We start from the raw sequence: 18,516 nt of genomic DNA on the forward strand, positions 1-18,516 counted from the left end.
GCCCGTGATTCGACAATCGCCGGAAGCAACCGGCCGACAAGACGGCGTCAGGCGGTGGCTGTCGAACCCTTCTGCTGCCAGTCGGTCGCGTTGGACTCCATGGCTTCCTGAATCGCGCGCTTGCGACGCTCTTCGGCCTGACGGGTGAAGTACCAGGCGAAGAAGGTGAACAGCGAAACGGTCAGCAGGATCAGGCTGGCAACGGCATTGATCTCCGGCTTCACACCCAGGCGCACGGCGGAGAACACTTCCATCGGCAGGGTGGTGGAGCCAGGACCGGACACGAAGCTGGCCAGTACCAGGTCATCCAGCGACAGGGCGAAGGACATCATGCCGCCCGCCGCCAGCGAAGGCGCGATCATCGGAATGGTGATCAGCAGGAACACTTTCCAGGGCTTGGCGCCCAGGTCCATGGCTGCTTCTTCGATCGACAGGTCCAGCTCACGCAGGCGCGCCGACACCACCACCGCCACGTAGGACGAGCAGAAGCTGGTGTGGGCGATCCAGATGGTCACGATGCCGCGCTCTTGCGGCCAGCCAATCAGCTGGGCCATGGCTACGAACAGCAGCAGCAGCGACAGACCGGTGATCACCTCGGGCATGACCAACGGCGCGGTTACCATGCCGCCGAACATCGTACGGCCACGGAAGCGCGGGATGCGGGTCAGCACGAAGGCGGCCAGGGTGCCCAGCGCCACGGAGGAGAACGCGGTGTAGACGGCGATCTCAAGCGAACGGAACACCGAACCGATCAGTTGCTGGTTGTCGAGCAGGCCGACGTACCACTTGACCGACCAGCCGCCCCACACCGTCACCAGCTTGGAGCCGTTGAAGGAATAGATGACCAGGATGATCATCGGCACGTAGATGAAGAGCAGGCCCAACACCAGCATGATGTTGGAGAACGTCCAGCGCTTGTTCATACCTTGCCCTCCAGCTCTTTAGCCACGATCTTGGGTGAAGAGTCTGTTGAAGGGGATGATGGGGGGATCACCTTGAAGGAAGTCATACCTTGCCCTCCAGCTCTTTAGCCTGGTTCTTGTTAAAGAGGATGATGGGCACGATCAGGATCGCCAGCATCACGACGGCAAGGGCGGAAGCCACCGGCCAGTCACGGTTGTTGAAGAACTCCTGCCACAGCACTTTACCGATCATCAGCGTCTCGGGGCCGCCGAGCAGTTCCGGGATCACGAACTCGCCCACCGCCGGGATGAACACCAGCATGCAGCCGGCGATGATGCCGTTCTTGGACAGCGGGACGGTGATCTTCCAGAAGCTGGTGAAGTTGCGCGCGCCGAGGTCGGAGGCGGCTTCCAGCAGGCTCATGTCGTGCTTCACCAGGTTGGCGTAGAGCGGCATGACCATGAACGGCAGGTACGAGTAGACGATACCGATGTACACCGCGAAGTTGGTGTTGAGGATCGTCAGCGGCTCGTTGATCACGCCCAGCCACATCAGGAAGCCATTGAGCAGGCCGTTGTTGGACAGGATACCCATCCAGGCGTACACGCGGATCAGGATCGCCGTCCAGGTCGGCATCATGATCAGCAGCAGCAGGACAGTCTGCATTTCCTTGCTGGCGCGGGCGATGGCGTAGGCCATCGGGTAGCCGATCAGCAGGCAGAGGAAGGTGCTGATCGCCGCCATCTTCAGCGAGCCGAGGTAGGCGTCGATGTACAGCGGGTCGTCCGTCAGCATCAGGTAGTTGCCGAGGTTCATCACCACCTGCAACGTCTGGTCGGCGTACCGGAACACCTCGGTGTACGGCGGAATGGCCACGTCCGCGGCCGCCAGGCTGATCTTCAGCACGATGGCGAAGGGCAGCAGGAAGAACAGGAACAGCCAGAAGAACGGCACGCCGATGACGGCATGCCTCCCTCGGGGCATACGTTTCAGGATCGATGCGCCAATGTTCATGCTTGCAATACCACGCCGCTGTCGTCGTACCAGCTGATGTAGACGGGCTGCTCCCAGGTCGGGCGCGCCACGTGACGCTCGGCGTTGGCCATGAAGGCCTGCACGATCATGCCGGAGGCGAGCTTGATGTAGTACACCGAGTGACCGCCCAGGTAGGCGATGTCATAGACGGTGCCCTGAGCCCAGTTGAAGCCTTCGTGCTCCAGGTTCTCCGGCTTCTGCGCGCTGACCATGACCTTTTCCGGACGCAGCGCGTAGGTGATGCGCTTGTTCTCGGCACGGGTGCTGATGCCGTGGCCGATGTAGATCGGGTTTTCCAGCTGCGGACAGGCGATTACCGCGTGATCCTGCAGGTCCTGCACGATTTCGCCGTCGAACAGGTTGACGTTGCCGATGAACTCGCAGATCAGGCGGCTGGCCGGAGTCTCGTAGATGTCCATCGGGCTGCCGATCTGCTCGATGCAACCCAGGTGCATGATGGCGATGCGCTGGGCCATGGTCATGGCCTCTTCCTGGTCGTGGGTCACCATCACGCAGGTCACACCCACGCGCTCGATGATCTCTACCAGCTCCAGCTGCATCTGCGAACGCAGTTTCTTGTCCAGGGCGCCCATCGGCTCGTCGAGCAGCAGCAGCTTCGGACGCTTGGCCAGCGAGCGGGCCAGGGCCACACGCTGACGCTGACCGCCGGAGAGCTGGTGCGGCTTGCGCTTGGCGTACTGGGTCATCTGCACCAGCTTGAGCATCTCGTCGACGATCTTGTCGATTTCACCCTTGGGCAGGCCGTCCTGCTTCAGGCCGAAGGCGATGTTCTGCGCCACGCTCATGTGGGGGAACAGCGCATAGGACTGGAACATCATGTTGATCGGCCGCTCATAGGGCGGCAGGTCGGTAATGTCCTGGCCATCGAGGAAGATGCGACCTTCAGTGGGACGCTCGAAACCAGCCAGCATACGCAGCAGGGTCGACTTGCCCGACCCCGAACCACCGAGCAGGGCGAAGATCTCGCCTTTCTTGATGTCCAGGGACACGCTGTCCACAGCCAACGTTTCGTCGAACTGCTTGCTGACCCGGTCGATTTTTACCAGAACCTCTTTAGGTTTCTGGTCGCCACTGAGGGCTTTCTTGTAGGCACCGGAGGCTATTGCCATTACCACAACTCCCAAATCATAGAGGCCCGGCCCCCGCGGCCGGGCATGCTTGGTATTACTAAGGGCTGGCGCAGTTTACGTGCGCTGGGAGGCCATTTTCGGACCTCTTCGACGCTCCGTGCCCGCGCGGACGGATTCAGGGAAATCCGCCTTACTTACCCGACTTGATCTTGGTCCAGGAACGGGTCATGAGGCGCAGGATCTTCGGCGGCAGCTCATGCTGCACGAAGAGTTTGTCGAGAACCTCCTGAGGGGGGTAAACCTCAGGATTGTTGCGCACAGACTCATCCATGAATTCGCCAGCCTTGGGGTTCGGGTTGGCGTAACCGACGTAATCGCTGACCTTGGCGATCACTTCGGGCTTGAGCAGGTAGTTGATGAACGCATGGGCGGCCTTGGGGTTGGAGGCATCCTTCGGAATGGCGAGGATGTCGAACCACAGGTTGGCGCCTTCCTTGGGAATGGCGTAGGCGATCTTCACGCCCTTGCCGGCTTCCTTGGCGCGATTGGCGGCCTGGAATACGTCACCGGAGAAGCCGGCCGCAACACAGATGTTGCCGTTGGCCAGGTCGGAAATGTACTTGGAGGAATGGAAGTAGGTGACGTACGGACGCACCGCCATCAGCTTCTCTTCGACTTTCTTGTAGTCGTCCGGGTTGGCGCTGTTGGGGTCCAGCCCCATGTACTTGAGCACAGCCGGCATCATCTCGTCGCCCGAATCGAGGAAGGCGACGCCGCACTGGCTGAGCTTTTTCATGTTCTCGGGCTCGAACAGGATGGCCCACGAGTCGATCTTGTCGACACCCAGAACGGCCTTGACCTTGTCGACGTTGTAGCCGATGCCGTTGGTGCCCCACAGGTATGGCACGCCGTACTGGTTGCCCGGGTCGTTCGCCTCGAGTTGCTTCATCAGGTGCGGGTCGAGGTTCGACCAGTTGGGCAGCTGGCTCTTGTCCAGCTTCTGGAACGCGCCCGCCTTGATCTGGCGGCCGAGGAAATGGTTGGACGGCACGACCACGTCATAGCCGGTGCGGCCGGCCAGCAGCTTGCCTTCCAGGGTTTCGTTGGAATCGAAGACGTCGTACACCGGCTTGATACCGGTTTCCTTCTCGAAATCGGCCAGGGTGGTCTCGCCGATGTAGTCCGACCAGTTGTAGATATGGACGGTCTGCCCTGCCTGGGCCAACGAGGCCAGGCCGAATACGGAGACTGCGGCGATCAGGGTTCTGCGGAAGGGAATGCGCACACGTTAGTCCTCTCGTTGTTTTGACTTCTTCTGTCGGTTGGCGACGACGGCCGTTCCGTGGATAGCGCCAAAGCCTACAGGTGCGCGAGAGCGCCTCGACTTGCGCAGCCACTCCACTGATGGAAGCTACGGAGTTCCTGCCGGGAGAACGGAGGAGCGAACTCCCCCGTCACCTACCCGGTACATCGGCCGGCGCGCAAACGCGCCGGCGACTACCCGATTACTTGCCGGACTTGATGGTGGTCCAACTGCGAGTCATCAGACGCTGGGTCTTCGCCGGCAGATCCGGGAAGGCGTACAGCTTCTTCATCACGGCGTCGGTCGGATAGATACCCGGGTCGTTGCGGATGGCTTCGCTCACCAGCGGAGTGGCAGCAGCGTTGCCGTTCGGGTAGGACACGGTATCGGAGATCTCGGCCATGATCTGCGGTTCAAGAATGAAGTTGACCCACTTCAGCGCGGCTTCCGGGTTCTCGGCATCTTTCGGGATAGCAACGGTGTCGAAGAACGCACCGGCGCCTTCCTTCGGAATGTTGTAGGCGACCTTCACGCCGTTCTTGGCTTCTGCGGCGCGGGACTTGGCCTGGTAAACGTCCCCGGAGTAGCCGATTGCCACGCAGATGTTGCCGTTGGCGAGGTCGGAGATGTACTTCGAGGAGTGGAAATAGGAGATGTACGGACGGATCTTCAGGAACAGGGCTTCAGCTTCCTTCAGCTCTTTCGGGTCCTGGCTATCCGACTTGTAGCCCAGGTAGTGCAGGGCGGCGGGCAGCATTTCGGTCGGCGAGTCGAGGAAACTCACGCCGCAACCTTTCAGCTTCTGGATGTTTTCCGGCTTGAACACCAGGTCCCAGGAATCGACCGGAGCGTTGTCGCCCAGGGCAGCCTTGACCTTGTCCGGGTTGTAGCCGATGCCGATGGTGCCCCACATGTACGGGATGCCGTACTTGTTACCCGGGTCGCTGACCTCCATGGTCTTCATGATGTCCGGGTTCAGGTTCTTCCAGTTCGGCAGCTTGGAGCGATCCAGCGGCTGGTAGACACCGGCCTTGATCTGCTTGGCGAAGAAGGAGTTGGACGGAACCACGATGTCGTAACCCGACTTACCGGCCAGCAGCTTGGCTTCCAGCACTTCGTTGCTGTCGTAGACGTCGTAGACGACCTTGATACCGGTTTCCTTGGTGAACTTATCGACGGTGTCCGGTGCGATGTAGTCCGACCAGTTGTAAACGTGCAGCACTTTATCATCAGCCTGCGCCATACCAGCCACAGCGCCCGCCAGAGTCACAGCGAGCAGGGATTTGCCGAGGGTGTTGAACATGCGGGTAGCTCCGTTTGTTTTTTTGATGTTCCGGGTGGCGTGGACAGTTCGATCCGTCACCACCCGGTGAGCCTGGCCAACGCACAGGCGCAGTCTGTCAAAGGTCTGGTGAAAGACTCAAGACAGAACGGCTGCGGCGGTTTGATCGAGGCACTTGCGCGCCAGGGTGATCAGGTCATCGATCTGCGATTTCTCGATCACCAGGGGTGGCGAGATAATCATAGTGTCTCCGACCGCGCGCATGATCAGGCCGTTGCGGAAGCAGTGCTCGCGGCACACCATTCCCACGCCCTTCTCAAAGCGTTCACGCGTCTTCTTGTTCTTCACCAGTTCCAGTGCTGCCACCAGACCGACGCCACGTGCTTCGCCTACCAGCGGATGGTCGGCCAGCTCCTGCCAGCGCTTTTGCAAATACGGTGCCGTTTCGGCCTTCACTCTCTCGACGATCTTCTCTTCGCGCAGGATGCGAATGTTCTCCAGCGCGACAGCCGCCGCAACCGGGTGACCAGAGTAAGTGAAGCCGTGGTAGAACTCCCCACCCTCATTCAGGGTATGGACGATCTCGTCGCGAACGATCACGCCACCCATGGGGATGTAGCCGGAGGTCAGGCCCTTGGCGATCGGCATCAGGTCCGGGGCGTTGCCGTAGTACTGGCTGCCGAACCATTCGCCGGTACGGCCGAAGCCGCAGATGACTTCGTCGGCGATGAACAGGATTTCGTACTTGGCGAGGATCTCGCGGATCTTCGGCCAGTAGGTTTCCGGCGGAACGATCACGCCGCCCGCGCCCTGGATGGGCTCGGCGATGAAAGCGGCGACCTTGTCCTCGCCAACTTCCAGAATCTTCTTCTCCAGCTGCTCGGCAGCCCAGACGCCGAACTCTTCCGGCGACATGTCGCCACCCTCGCCGTACCAGTACGGTTGCGGGATGTGCACGATGCCCGGAATCGGCAGGTCGCCCTGCTCATGCAGCGCCTTCATGCCGCCCAGGCTGACGCCGGCGACGGTGGAGCCGTGGTAGCCATTCCAGCGACCGATGACCACTTTCTTCTGCGGCTTGCCCTTGATGGTCCAGTAGTGGCGGACCATGCGCAGCACGGTGTCGTTGGACTCGGAGCCGGAGCCTGTGAAGAACACGTGGTTCATGCCCTCGGGGGCGATGTCGGCGATGGCCTTGGCCAGCTCCAGCACCGGCGGGTGGGCGGTCTGGAAGAACAGGTTGTAGTAGGGCAGCTCCTGCATCTGCTTATAGGCGACTTCAGCAAGTTCCTTGCGACCGTAGCCAACGTTCACGCACCACAGGCCGGCCATGCCATCGAGGATCTTGTTGCCCTCGCTGTCCCAGAGGTACACGCCTTCGGCCTTGGTGATGATGCGAGCGCCCTTCTCGTTCAGCTGCTTGTAGTCGGTGAACGGAGCCAGGTGGTGTTCGCGGCTGAGCGCCTGCCAATGCTGGGTCTTGGCGCTGGTCTGGATAGTCATCTTGGTAAAAACCTCTCTCTAAGTAACACAGGGCCCGGACGGGGTTCCGGGCCCCACGCCGATCAGACGGAAAGCAGGAGGAACTCGCGCTCCCAGGAGCTGATCACCCGCTTGAAGTTCTCGTGCTCGGCGCGCTTGACCGCGACGTAACCACGAATGAACTTGTCGCCCAGGTAACTCTCCAGGGTCTTGCTGCCTTCCATACGCTCCAGCGCTGCCTCGATAGTCAGCGGCAGACGCAGGTTACGCCGTTCGTAGCCACGGCCCTTGACCTGGGCACTGGGTTTGAGGCCTTCGACCATGCCGATGTAGCCACACAGCAGGCTGGCAGCCAGGGCCAGGTAGGGGTTGGCATCCGCGCCGGCCAGGCGGTTCTCCACACGACGGTTCTCCGGATTGGAGTCCGGCACGCGCAGGCCGACGGTACGGTTCTCTTCACCCCATTCCACGTTCACCGGCGCCGAGGTGTCGGGCAGGAAGCGGCGGAACGAGTTGACGTTCGGGGCGAACAGCGGCAAAGCCTCCGGAATGAACTTCTGCAGGCCGCCGATATGGTGCAGGAACAGTTCGCTCATGCTGCCGTCGGCATTGGAGAAGATGTTCTTGCCGGTCTTGATGTCGACGATGCTCTGGTGCAGGTGCATGGCACTGCCCGGCTCGCCGGTCATCGGCTTGGCCATGAAGGTCGCGGCCACGTTGTGCTTGAGGGCGGCCTCGCGCATGGTGCGCTTGAACACCACGATCTGGTCGGCCAGGTCGAGGGCATCGCCATGACGGAAGTTGATCTCCATCTGCGCGGTGCCTTCCTCATGGATCAGCGTGTCCAGATCCAGGCCCTGCAGTTCGCACCAGTCGTACATATCTTCGAACAGCGGATCGAATTCGTTCGCCGCGTCGATGGAGAAGGACTGACGGCCGGTTTCCTGGCGGCCGGAGCGGCCCACCGGAGCCTGCAGCGGATAGTCAGGGTCGTCGCTGCGCTTGGTCAGGTAGAACTCCATCTCCGGCGCGACGATCGGCTTCCAGCCCTTGTCGGCATAAAGCTTGAGCACGCGCTTGAGCACGTTGCGCGGCGACAGCTCGATGGGGTTGCCCATCTTGTCGTAGGTGTCGTGGATCACCATCGCGGTTGGCTCGATGGCCCACGGGACGAGGAACACGGCATTCTCGTCCGGGCGGCAGACCATATCGATGTCGGCCGGGTCCAGCAGGTCGTAATAGATGTCGTCCTCGACGTAATCACCGGTCACGGTCTGCAGGAGAACACTCTCCGGCAGGCGCATGCCTTTCTCATTGAGGAATTTGGCAGTCGGCGCGATCTTGCCCCGGGCAATCCCGGTCAGGTCGGCGATCATGCATTCCACTTCGGTGATCTTGCGTTCCTTCAGCCAGCTGCTGAGCTGGTCTAACTTGGTAGTCATAAAGACCTCAGGGGTTGAGAGCCCGGCACCAACGCCAGGCTCAACGGCTCCCCGCCCTCTTGCCGCAGGCTTTGCCGAATGCCTGGAAGATAGCGAGATAGTTGGGGTTCGTTTCGACCTGCCACTCCGGGTGCCACTGCACACCGACGGCAAAGGCCGCACCTTCGACGGAGAAGGCTTCAACCAATCCGTCAGGCGCCAGAGCTTCTACGCGAAGGCCGGGCGCCAGACGTTCAACGCCCTGGCCGTGAATGGAGTTGACCTGGAACTGCGAGGGTAGCCCGATGCCGGCGAATACGCCGCCCGGCTGCACGCTCACCGCGTGCCGCAGTCCATACTGAACCTCGAGCGGCTGGTCGGCCGGCTCGCGGTGATCCATGAGGCCCTCGACCTCGTGCACCTTCTGGTGCAGCGAACCGCCGAAGGCCACGTTCATTTCCTGGAATCCGCGGCAGATGCCCAGTACCGGAATCCCGGCTGCGACGGCACGGCGAATCAGCGGCAGCGTGGTGCTGTCGCGTGCGGGATCATGAAGAGTGCCGGCTTCGCTTGCGGAGCCACTATAATGATGAGGCTCGACGTTCGACGACGAGCCAGTGAACAGCAGGCCGTCGAGTGCGGCCAGCATGGCTTCCTGGTCGATGGCATCGCCCAGGGAGGGAATGATCACCGGAATGCCCGAGGCCCCGGAGATCACAGCTCTGAGGTATTTGTCGCCAGTGACGTGGTAGGGTTTCGAACCGATCTGCTTGATGCAGGCGGACACGCCGATTAACGGCAGGCGAGACATGGGGCACCCGTGTTTGTATGTGTTATGGGCTTGAGGCCGAGCTTAGCCTTGTTCATTTTTTTACACAATAGGAATGTAAAAAATCAAACACGCCCTACTGAACAGCCCGCCAACCAAGGCTTTCCGCTCGCATGAAGCGACCTGAAACGCCCCAAAACCGGCCCATTGCGAATGCAGTGCCCCTTTTTGGTGCGACATTGACAACCTTTGCCAATTCGGATTGACTCACACCTCAGCCTTCGAATGATTGAAATTTTTAACAATAAAGGTGTTGCATCATGTCGGTACCCCAGAGTGCCGTTTCGCTTGAAGAAGCGAGTGAGTTCCTGAAGGAACACCCCGAGGTCCAGTTCGTCGACCTCCTAATCGCAGATATGAACGGTGTGGTTCGCGGTAAGCGCATCGAACGCACCAGCCTGCCCAAAGTCTATGAGAAGGGCATCAACCTCCCCGCCTCTCTCTTCGCTCTCGACATTACCGGCTCCACTGTAGAAAGCACCGGCCTCGGCCTGGACATTGGCGACGCGGACCGCGTCTGCTTCCCTATCCCCAACACCCTGTCCATGGAACCCTGGCAGAAGCGCCCCACCGCGCAGCTGCTGATGACCATGCACGAGATGGAAGAACGCGTGCCGTTCTTCGCCGACCCGCGTGAAGTGCTGCGCCAGGTGGTGCAGAAGTTCACCGACATTGGCCTGACCATCGTTGCGGCCTTCGAGCTCGAGTTCTACCTGATCGACCAGGAGAACGTGAACGGCCGTCCGCAGCCGCCGCGTTCGCCGATCTCCGGCAAGCGTCCGCAATCGGTCCAGGTCTACTCCATCGACGACCTCGACGAGTACGCCGACTGCCTGCAGGACATCATCGACGGCGCCCGCGCCCAGGGCATCCCGGCCGACGCCATCGTCAAGGAAAGCGCCCCGGCACAGTTCGAAGTCAACCTGCACCACGTTGACGACGCCCTGAAGGCCTGCGACTACGCAGTCCTGCTCAAGCGCCTGATCAAGAACGTCGCGTACGACCACGAGATGGACTCGACCTTCATGGCCAAGCCCTACCCGGGCCAGGCTGGCAACGGTCTGCACGTGCACGTCTCGCTGCTCGACAAGGACGGCAAGAACATCTTCACCAGCGAGGATCCCGAGCAGAACGCCGCGTTGCGCCACGCGATCGGCGGTGTGCTCGAGACCCTGCCGGCGTCGATGGCGTTCCTCTGCCCGAACGTCAACTCGTACCGCCGCTTCGGTTCGGCCTTCTTCGTGCCGAACGCACCGAGCTGGGGCCTGGACAACCGTACCGTTGCCCTGCGCGTTCCGACCGGCGCGGCGGAAGCAGTTCGCCTGGAGCACCGTGTCGCCGGCGCCGACGCCAACCCGTATCTGCTGCTGTCCGCCGTACTGGCCGGCATCCACCATGGCCTGACCAACCAGGTCGACCCCGGTGCGCCGATCGAAGGCAACGCCTACGAGCAGCTGGAGCAGAGCCTGCCGAACAACCTGCGCGATGCACTGCGCGAGCTGGACGACAGCGATGTAATGAACAAGTACATCAGCCCCGAGTACATCGACATCTTCGTCGCATGCAAGGAGCACGAGATGCAGGAGTTCGAGTATTCGATCTCCGACCTCGAGTACAACTGGTATCTGCATACCGTATAAGTGGTAAATGAAACGCCGGCCTCGTGCCGGCGTTTCTTTGTGCCTCTGGCACATCCCGGAGACAGCGACATCGCAACGGCGAGGAGGGGCGCCGCGGCGACCCATGTCCGCATCTCCTTTCTGCTCGCGATGCCTCTATCCGCCCGCCCGGGCGCCCATCGCTTTCGTCGTGCTTTGCTGTTGCGCCATCAGCGGCCCCGGCCGCACCCGCTGACATGTGGTCATATCAGGGAGATTGCCAATGCCACGCCTGTACGCCTTGATGCTGTTGCTGCTGTGCCCGTTGTCCGGATGGGCCGACCAGGTCATCCGTGTCTACAACTGGAACGACTACATCGCCCCCGAAGTGCTCAAGGACTTCGAAAAGGACACGGGCGTGCGCGTCGAGTACCACACCTACAGCACCGACGAAGAACTCCTCAAGGCCCTGGACCAGGGCGAGCACATCGACGTCGCGGTGCCCTCCCACAACGACCTGCCGGCACTGATCCGCAAGAAGCTGATCCAGCCGCTGGACTTCGCCAAACTCCCCAACCGCAGTCACCTGGACAGCCAATTGCTGAGCAAACTGGCCGCGGTCGACCTGAACAACCAGCACGCCGTGCCCTACCTGTGGGGCGCGGTGGGCCTGGCGATCAACGAGCCGGCGGCCGAGAAGGCCTACGGCGGCAAACTGCCGGACAGCTGGAGCCTGCTGTTCGACCCGCAGCAGAGCCAGCGCCTGAAAAGTTGCGGCATGAGCATGCTGGACGCACCGGATGAAGCCTTCTCGGTGCTGATGAACTACCAGGGCCGCAACTTCGCCCGCAGCGCACCGTCGCAGATCCGCCGCGCCGGCGAGGTACTCACCCAGCTGCGCCCGAACCTGCGTTACATCGACAGCGAGCGCTACATCCAGGACCTCAACAGCGGCAAGCTGTGCGTCGCCATGGCCTGGGTCGGCGATGCACTGAACGCCGCCAATGCCGGCCAGCCAGTGCGCTTCGTGGTCCCGCAGGAAGGCTCGGTGCTGTTCATCGACAACCTGGTGATCCCTACCTCCGCCGAGCAGCCGGACCTCGCACACAAGTTCATCGACTACCTGATGCAGCCCAAGGTCGCCGCGCAGATCACTGCAGCCACCCTGTACCCCAACGGCAACAAGGACTCCGCGCAGTTCCTCGACGCCGCCCTGCGCGACCAGCCCGGCCTCTACCCCGACCAGGAAACCAAGCGCCGCCTGTTCGCCCTGGAAACCGCACCGGAGAAGACCGCGCCGGTCATCACCGAAGTCTGGGGCAAACTCCGCGCCGGCGGCAGCTGACTTGCCGAGCACCCCGGAGCTGGCGTCCAATAACCGCCCAGCTCCGGAGGTCGACATGCCCGCTCCCACCCGCAAGCCCCGCGCCAGTAGCCAGGCGCGCATCGCCGTGATCCTCGACGCCGCCCGTGCGCAGCTGGCCGAGGGCGGTGCGGCGAGCCTGTCGATCTACGCGGTGGCCGAGCGCGCACAGATTCCGCCCTCCTCCGTCTACCACTTCTTTCCCAGCGTGCCGACCCTGCTCCAGGGACTGACCAGCGACGTCCATGCCGCCTTCCGCGCCTGCCTCGAACAACCCGTGGACCACGCCGCCCTACGCGACTGGCGCGATCTCGCACGACTGGTCGAGCAGCGCACGCTCGCTGTGTATGCGGGCGACGCCGCCGCGCGCCAACTGATCCTCGCCAGCCACGGCCTCGCCGAAGTCACCCAGGCCGACAGCCAGCACGACGTGCAGCTGGGCCAGGCCATGCGCGAGCTGTTCGAGCGTCACTTCGAGCTGCCGCCGCTGCCGCAGGACCTTGAAGTGTTCAGCCTGGCCATCGAACTGGGCGACCGCGTCTACGCCCTCTCCGTGCAGCGCCACGGGCAGATCACCGAACGCCTGGCCGAAGAAGGCATGCGGGTGATCGACGCCTATCTCTCGCTGTACCTGCCGCCCTGCCTGCCGAAACGGCCAGCACCCCAGCAATAATCGATTTTTATCCGATATATATCCGGATATTCGGTCGAAATATTTCTCATACGCCCTTCATAAACCGATTTTTATCGGCTATAAATTCTCTCATCCGGGGAGAAGACCGACGCGGCGCCACGACTGCAGACTTATACTGGCCGCTCGCGACACAAGGCGGCGACGCCCTCCCGAATGACACAACCCACTGCGTAGGATGGGTGGAGCGCAGCGATACCCATCGATAAGTATCAGCATCGCGCCCATCCGTCGAAGCCCTCACCAAGGATCGCCCCATGACCACTCTGACCAGCACTCCCCGCGCCGATGGCTTCCGCATGCCGGCGGAATGGGAACCCCACACCCAGACCTGGATGGTCTGGCCCGAGCGTCCGGACAACTGGCGCCTGGGCGGCAAGCCCGCGCAGGCGGCGTTCAGCGCCGTGGCGCGCGCCATCGCCCGCTTCGAACCGGTGACCATCGGTGTGTCCGCCGGGCAGTACGAAAACGCCCGCGCCCAGCTGGCCGATGCGAGCAACATCCGCGTGGTGGAAATCAGCAACGACGACGCCTGGGTGCGCGACACCGGCCCGACCTTCGTCACCAATAACAGCGGTGAAGTGCGCGGCGTGGACTGGACCTTCAATGCCTGGGGCGGCCTGGAAGGCGGCCTGTACTTCCCCTGGCACCGCGATGACCAGGTGGCGAGCAAGATCCTCGGCACCGAGCGTTGCGATGGCTACCGTACCGAGGGCTTCGTGCTCGAAGGTGGCTCCATCCACGTGGATGGTGAAGGCACCGTGATCACCACCGAGGAGTGCCTGCTCAACCACAACCGCAACCCGCACCTGTCGCGCGAGGAGATTGAAGCCAACCTGCGCGATCACCTGGCAATCGACACCGTTATCTGGCTGCCGGATGGCCTGTTCAACGACGAGACCGACGGCCACGTGGACAACTTCTGCTGCTACGTGCGTCCGGGCGAAGTCCTGCTGGCCTGGACCGATGACGTCAACGACCCGAACTACGCGCGCTGCCAGGCCGCCATGCGCGTGCTGGAAACCGCCCGCGACGCCAAGGGCCGCCAACTGACCGTGCACAAGATCGTCATCCCCGGCCCGATCCACGCCACCGAAGCCGAGTGCGAACACATCGACCTGGTGATCGGCACCCAGCCGCGCGATCCGTCGATCCGCCTGGCCGGCTCCTACGTCAACTTCCTGATCGTCAACGGCGGCATCATCGCCCCGCGCTTCGACGATCCGGCGGATGCCGAGGCCGAGGCCACCTTGAAGCGCATCTTCCCCGAGCACGAAGTGGTGATGGTGCCGGGCCGCGAGATCCTCCTGGGTGGCGGCAACATCCACTGCATCACCCAGCAGCAGCCGGCGCCGCAGAAGCGCTGATTCGCTGAAGGAAGAAGAAAGGCCGTCGCTCCCAGCGGAGCGACGGCCTTTTTCATTGCATGGAAAAACCTGTAGGAGCTGGCCGCGCCCGCGATCCGCGAGCAGGGCTCACGGAGACAGAAGCTCGCGGATGCACGGACTTTGTGCGCGAATCGCGGGCATGGTCCTCTCCTACAGCATCACGCGCACTTACAGCAGCGGAATGCTGTAACTGACGATCAGGCGGTTCTCGTCCTGATCGCGCTGGCTGGCGGAGCCAGGGGTGCTGGCCGCCGGCAGGCCACTGCGCAGGGACGCGTTCTTCCAGGCGAAGCCCAGGCCCTTCAGACCACCGTCCGGTACCACGTAACCCAGGCTGATGTCCCGCTCCCACTCGCTCTGGTTGCCGTAGGCCGTATCAATATTGTCGCCACGCAGGTAAAGGGTCTGGAAGCTCAGGCCCGGCACACCGAGCGCAGCGAAGTCATAGGCATAGCGTGCCTGCCAGGTGCGCTCGCCGGCATGCTGGAACTTGCCGATCTGCACGTCGGTGGTGAGGTAGGTGGACGCGCCGTCGCCATCATTGATGAATGGGAAATCGCTGTCGCCGGACAGCATCTGGTGCCCTGCGCTGAAACTGTGGCCCTTGATGGCGTAGGTGAAAAGACCGCTGACGACCTGGTTGTCCACCTTGCCCTTGGTGATGCCGTTACCGTAGTAGCCGGTGGAGTAGTAGGCGGGGTCATTGCCGTTCTTGCCGTCGCTGCTGCTGTGGAAGTAGCGCAGGTCACTCTTGAGCACGCCCTCACCGAGTTCCCAGTTGTGCTGCAGGCCGAGGAAGTTCTGTTTGTAGAAGTCCTTCAGGTTGCCGTAGTAGTACTGCAGGACGGTGTCCTTGCCGACCTTGTAATCACCCCCGGCGTAGTAGAACTTGTTGGTGAACTCACCGGTTTGTGCGTTGTTGGCGCCGGCGATCGACAGCCCCTGGTCGGAGTTGCTGGAGTTGCGGCCCTTCATGTGTTCGAGCTGGCCGCCGACGAGTGTCAGATCCTTGAACTCGCTGGACGTGACCTGACCACCACTGAAGGTCTGCGGCAGCAGGCGGCCATCGTTGTAGGTCACCACCGGCAGCTTGGGTTGCAGGGTGCCGTAGCGCAGTTCGGTGGCCGACACCTTGGCCTTGCCGGTCAGCCCCAGGCTGGAGAAGTCGTCCACCGCCCGGCCGTCGCTGTCCGTGGGGAACACGGTTCCGCCGAACGCCTTGCCTTGCGGGTTGTAGTGCTTGCCCTTACCACTATCGAGCTTGACGCCAAGCAGGCCGAGGGCGTCGACACCGAACCCGACAGTACCGTCGGTGTAGCCGGAGTTGTAGTTGAGCATGAAGCCCTGCCCCCACTCTTCCTGCTTGCTCGGCGGGGCGCCGCCGTTGCGATTGTCGGTGTTGATATAGAAGTTGCGCAGGCCGAGGTTGGCCTTGCTGTCCTCGATGAAACCCTCGGCGCAAACGGATTGCGCCAGACCGGCAGCGGCGATGGCGACAGCCAGGCTCGAATGCTTGAGCGTTCGGTAGTTCATTGCAGTTCCCCATGACATGTTCGTGCAGTGCGCCATCGGCAGGCAGCCAGCGAAATTCGCGGTGCAATGGATGACGGCATTCCTGATCACGACGGAAGTGGGGAGGAGTGGCAGTCGACGCAGGCAAAGGGCCGTGTGGCGGTCTGCGCTGGATCGTCGGTCCGCCGATGGCCGGCGGTACTCGATCATCGAGGCGCATTGCGGGCGGCATCCGCTTCGTCACCCGTCACCGGAAGGCGTGGTCCATGCCTTTCCCCGGTCCGCGCGAGCGGCGCCACGATAAGAGAAGGCCGGAGGACAAGAGGGAAATCCGCCGGCGATTGGACGCCTGTTGCGGGATATTTGACCCTGCTCACGCTCGGATTTTTCGAAAGGCACGAGCCGGCCCGGGAGTGAATAGGAAGTATCCGAGAATACGCGGCAGAACACCGATCAGATCGAGGAATTCCCCCGCGAAGACCGCCCCGGTATGCCTCGGACCTTCAAAAAAAGCCGCCGCCTCTTGCGAGGCCGGCGGCCCTTGTCAGCCCGCGAACGTTACAGCAGCGGGATGGTGTAGCTGACGATCAGACGGTTCTCGTCCTGGTCACGCTGGGTCGCCGTGCCCTTGCCTTCGACCGGCAGGCCGCTGCGCAGGGCCGCGTTCTTCCAGGTGAAGCCCAGGCCCTTGAAGGTGCCATCCGGGATTACGTAGGCCAGGGAAATGTCACGCTCCCATTCGCTCTTGTCGCCGTACTTGGTGTCGATATTGTCGCCATGCAGGTACAGGGTCTGGAAGGTCAGGCCCGGCAGGCCGGCCTGGGCGAAGTCATAGCCATAGCGGAGCTGCCAAGTGCGCTCACCGGCGCGCAGGAACTTGCCGATCTGCACGTCGGTGATCAGGTAGGCGGTGGCGCCGTCACCGTTGTTGATGAACGGGAAGTCGCTGTCGCCGCTGAGTTGCTGGTAGCCGGCAGCGAAGCTGTGACCGCTCAAGGTATAGGTGAACAGGCCGCTCCAGGCGCGGTTATCGACCTCGCCCTTGGTGACGCCGTTACCGTAGTAGCCGTTGGTGTAGTAGTTCTTGTCGTGGCCATTCTTGCCATCGTCGCTGCTGTGGAAGTAGCGCAGGTCGGATTTCAGCACGCCCGGACCGATGGCCCAGTTGTGCTGCAGGCCAAGGAAGTGCTGTTTGTAGAAGTCCTCCAGGTTGCCGTAGTAGTACTGCAGCGTCAGGTCCTTGGTCAGTTTGTAGTCGGCGCCGCCGTAGTAGAACTTGTTGACGAACTCGCCGGTGCGGGAGTTGTTGGCGCCGGCGATGGACAGCCCTTCGTTGTTGCTGGAGCTACGGCTCTTCATGTGCTCGAGCTGGCCACCGATCAGGGTCAGGTCCTTGAACTCGTTGGAAGTGACCTGGCCGCCCTCGAAGGTCTGCGGCAGCAGGCGACCGTCGTTGTAGGTCACCACCGGCAGCTTCGGCAGCAGGGTGCCGTAGCGAAGTTCGGTGGCAGAAACCTTCGCCTTGCCCGTCAGCCCCAGGCTGGAAAAGTCATCCACCGCGCGGCCATCGCTGTCAGTGGGGAAGACAGTACCGGAAAAGTTCGAGCCGGTCGGGTTGTAATGTGTGCCCTTGCCGCTGTCGAGACGAACCCCGAGCAGACCCAGCGCGTCGGCGCCGAAGCCGACGGTGCCCTGGGTGAAGCCGGAGGTGTAGTTGAGCAGGAAGCCCTGGCCCCACTCTTCCTGCTTGCTCGGCGCCGCGGTGCCGTTGCGGTTGTCGGTGTTGATGTAGAAGTTGCGCAGGGTGAGGCTGGCCTTGCTGTCCTCGACGAACCCGCCGGCAATGGCCGACTGGGCCAGGCCCGCGGCAGCGATGGCGAGCGCCAGGCCCGATTGCGTGAGAGTGCGGCTTTTCATTGGAATTTCCCCATTTATTGATCTTGGAAAACAGGCCATTCAGCGCAACAACTGACTCCCCCGGAGCCCGACCGAACGGCAAGCAGAGGCCACGGCGCGTACGAACACGCGCGGCTGCGATATTGGGTAGTGATGCAACGCGCCCCTAGACAGGGGTGATGCGCCGGCAAGCAGGCGGGAAGGCAACAGCTGAAAGGGACGGCATGGGTCTGTTCTCGTGTCTTGTTGTCGTGGCGATGCGCGGGGCATGCGTCACTGGCTAGGCAATCCCCAGGCCAACCGGCCTTGCCTACCCGATCTCCCCGCCAAATCTGTCCTTCAGACTTGTCGGCGGATCTTTTCCTTCAGACCACTAAGCGGGAAACCGCCATGAACATCGTCCATTCTGGCGGGAAACCGCCACCCCAGCCGCACTTTCCAACCGTCCTCGCGACAGCGCTGGGGCAACGATAAAAGAAGCTTTATAAATCAAAAAAGAATTAATTATTACTATATGATTACTTTTCGGAATATAAGGTAGCACGCCGATACCGCTCAGGGCTGCACCACTGACGAGGTACCTCTGTTGGGCGAGTCGCATGAACAATGGGGTTTCCCGAGGAATTCTCCGCAGACTCAATGCGCGTCGATGACGCCCAATCCGGTACTGCCACACAGGCAGCGTCAGCCATTTCCCAAGAGCCTGCGGGATGCGGCGGAAG

General features: G+C 62.0%; 14 protein-coding genes. 4 read left to right on the forward strand and 10 right to left on the reverse strand.

The window, feature by feature from the left end; all coding sequences use genetic code 11:
- Positions 1-47 precede the first annotated feature (47 nt).
- The 8 genes from GA645_RS26850 to GA645_RS26885 all read right to left on the reverse strand — a co-directional run bounded on the left by GA645_RS26850 (position 48) and on the right by GA645_RS26885 (position 9,328).
- The gene (locus GA645_RS26850; RefSeq protein ID WP_152227153.1) at positions 48-923 is read right to left on the reverse strand and encodes an ABC transporter permease subunit; all 876 of its coding nucleotides are present in this window, start codon (positions 921-923) and stop codon (positions 48-50) included.
- Positions 924-1,005: 82 nt separating this feature from the next.
- On the reverse strand, positions 1,006-1,887 hold the full coding sequence (locus GA645_RS26855; protein WP_152228330.1) for an ABC transporter permease subunit: 882 nt from the start codon (positions 1,885-1,887) through the stop codon (positions 1,006-1,008).
- Between the two features lie 26 nt (positions 1,888-1,913).
- Positions 1,914-3,068 (reverse strand): ABC transporter ATP-binding protein, encoded by a 1,155-nt coding sequence (locus tag GA645_RS26860; protein WP_152227155.1) that lies wholly within the window; start codon positions 3,066-3,068, stop codon positions 1,914-1,916.
- Positions 3,069-3,219: 151 nt separating this feature from the next.
- Positions 3,220-4,287, reverse strand: coding sequence for a polyamine ABC transporter substrate-binding protein (locus GA645_RS26865; RefSeq protein ID WP_152228333.1), 1,068 nt, complete (start codon positions 4,285-4,287; stop codon positions 3,220-3,222).
- Between the two features lie 247 nt (positions 4,288-4,534).
- Positions 4,535-5,635: a polyamine ABC transporter substrate-binding protein gene (locus GA645_RS26870; RefSeq protein WP_152227157.1), complete on the reverse strand. Its 1,101-nt coding sequence runs from the start codon at positions 5,633-5,635 to the stop codon at positions 4,535-4,537.
- A 117-nt stretch (positions 5,636-5,752) separates the two neighbouring features.
- Positions 5,753-7,117 (reverse strand): aspartate aminotransferase family protein, encoded by a 1,365-nt coding sequence (locus GA645_RS26875; RefSeq protein ID WP_152227159.1) that lies wholly within the window; start codon positions 7,115-7,117, stop codon positions 5,753-5,755.
- A gap of 62 nt (positions 7,118-7,179) precedes the next feature.
- Positions 7,180-8,538 carry a glutamine synthetase family protein gene (locus tag GA645_RS26880; RefSeq protein ID WP_152227161.1) on the reverse strand — a complete coding sequence of 453 codons (1,359 nt, stop codon included), beginning with the start codon at positions 8,536-8,538 and terminating at the stop codon, positions 7,180-7,182.
- Between the two features lie 40 nt (positions 8,539-8,578).
- Complete coding sequence (locus tag GA645_RS26885) at positions 8,579-9,328, reverse strand: gamma-glutamyl-gamma-aminobutyrate hydrolase family protein (protein ID WP_152227163.1); 750 nt, start codon at positions 9,326-9,328, stop codon at positions 8,579-8,581.
- Between the two features lie 278 nt (positions 9,329-9,606).
- Between GA645_RS26885 and GA645_RS26890 the strand changes: the two genes are divergently transcribed.
- The 4 genes from GA645_RS26890 (at position 9,607) to aguA (ending at position 14,365) form a co-directional block, all read left to right on the forward strand.
- On the forward strand, positions 9,607-10,986 hold the full coding sequence (locus GA645_RS26890) for a glutamine synthetase family protein (protein WP_152227165.1): 1,380 nt from the start codon (positions 9,607-9,609) through the stop codon (positions 10,984-10,986).
- A gap of 241 nt (positions 10,987-11,227) precedes the next feature.
- On the forward strand, positions 11,228-12,289 hold the full coding sequence (locus tag GA645_RS26895) for a polyamine ABC transporter substrate-binding protein (protein ID WP_152227167.1): 1,062 nt from the start codon (positions 11,228-11,230) through the stop codon (positions 12,287-12,289).
- Positions 12,290-12,344: 55 nt separating this feature from the next.
- Positions 12,345-12,980, forward strand: a complete 636-nt coding sequence (locus GA645_RS26900; RefSeq protein WP_152227169.1) for a TetR/AcrR family transcriptional regulator — start codon at positions 12,345-12,347, stop codon at positions 12,978-12,980.
- A gap of 275 nt (positions 12,981-13,255) precedes the next feature.
- Positions 13,256-14,365 (forward strand): agmatine deiminase, encoded by a 1,110-nt coding sequence (gene aguA, locus GA645_RS26905; protein ID WP_152227171.1) that lies wholly within the window; start codon positions 13,256-13,258, stop codon positions 14,363-14,365.
- A gap of 189 nt (positions 14,366-14,554) precedes the next feature.
- On the opposite strand, the gene GA645_RS26910 is transcribed toward aguA, so the two are convergent.
- Together GA645_RS26910 and GA645_RS26915 are read right to left on the reverse strand one after the other, a co-directional pair.
- Positions 14,555-15,919: an OprD family porin gene (locus GA645_RS26910; protein ID WP_152227173.1), complete on the reverse strand. Its 1,365-nt coding sequence runs from the start codon at positions 15,917-15,919 to the stop codon at positions 14,555-14,557.
- 537 nt (positions 15,920-16,456) lie between these two features.
- Positions 16,457-17,815: an OprD family porin gene (locus GA645_RS26915; protein WP_152227175.1), complete on the reverse strand. Its 1,359-nt coding sequence runs from the start codon at positions 17,813-17,815 to the stop codon at positions 16,457-16,459.
- Between the last annotated feature and the right edge of the window lie 701 nt (positions 17,816-18,516).

Origin of the sequence: Pseudomonas sp. SCB32, assembly GCF_009189165.1 — a bacterium.
Classification (GTDB): Bacteria; Pseudomonadota; Gammaproteobacteria; order Pseudomonadales; family Pseudomonadaceae; genus Pseudomonas.

Bases quoted from the DNA above. Each gene is read 5' to 3' on its own strand.
- GA645_RS26880 (WP_152227161.1), bottom strand. From the start codon at position 8,538: ATGACTACCAAGTTAGACCAGCTCAGCAGCTGGCTGAAGGAACGCAAG.
- GA645_RS26870 (WP_152227157.1), bottom strand. From the start codon at position 5,635: ATGTTCAACACCCTCGGCAAATCCCTGCTCGCTGTGACTCTGGCGGGC.
- GA645_RS26855 (WP_152228330.1), bottom strand. From the start codon at position 1,887: ATGCCCCGAGGGAGGCATGCCGTCATCGGCGTGCCGTTCTTCTGGCTG.
- GA645_RS26885 (WP_152227163.1), bottom strand. From the start codon at position 9,328: ATGTCTCGCCTGCCGTTAATCGGCGTGTCCGCCTGCATCAAGCAGATC.
- GA645_RS26875 (WP_152227159.1), bottom strand. From the start codon at position 7,117: ATGACTATCCAGACCAGCGCCAAGACCCAGCATTGGCAGGCGCTCAGC.
- aguA (WP_152227171.1), top strand. From the start codon at position 13,256: ATGACCACTCTGACCAGCACTCCCCGCGCCGATGGCTTCCGCATGCCG.
- GA645_RS26915 (WP_152227175.1), bottom strand. From the start codon at position 17,815: ATGAAAAGCCGCACTCTCACGCAATCGGGCCTGGCGCTCGCCATCGCT.
- GA645_RS26895 (WP_152227167.1), top strand. From the start codon at position 11,228: ATGCCACGCCTGTACGCCTTGATGCTGTTGCTGCTGTGCCCGTTGTCC.
- GA645_RS26910 (WP_152227173.1), bottom strand. From the start codon at position 15,919: ATGAACTACCGAACGCTCAAGCATTCGAGCCTGGCTGTCGCCATCGCC.
- GA645_RS26890 (WP_152227165.1), top strand. From the start codon at position 9,607: ATGTCGGTACCCCAGAGTGCCGTTTCGCTTGAAGAAGCGAGTGAGTTC.
- GA645_RS26860 (WP_152227155.1), bottom strand. From the start codon at position 3,068: ATGGCAATAGCCTCCGGTGCCTACAAGAAAGCCCTCAGTGGCGACCAG.
- GA645_RS26850 (WP_152227153.1), bottom strand. From the start codon at position 923: ATGAACAAGCGCTGGACGTTCTCCAACATCATGCTGGTGTTGGGCCTG.
- GA645_RS26900 (WP_152227169.1), top strand. From the start codon at position 12,345: ATGCCCGCTCCCACCCGCAAGCCCCGCGCCAGTAGCCAGGCGCGCATC.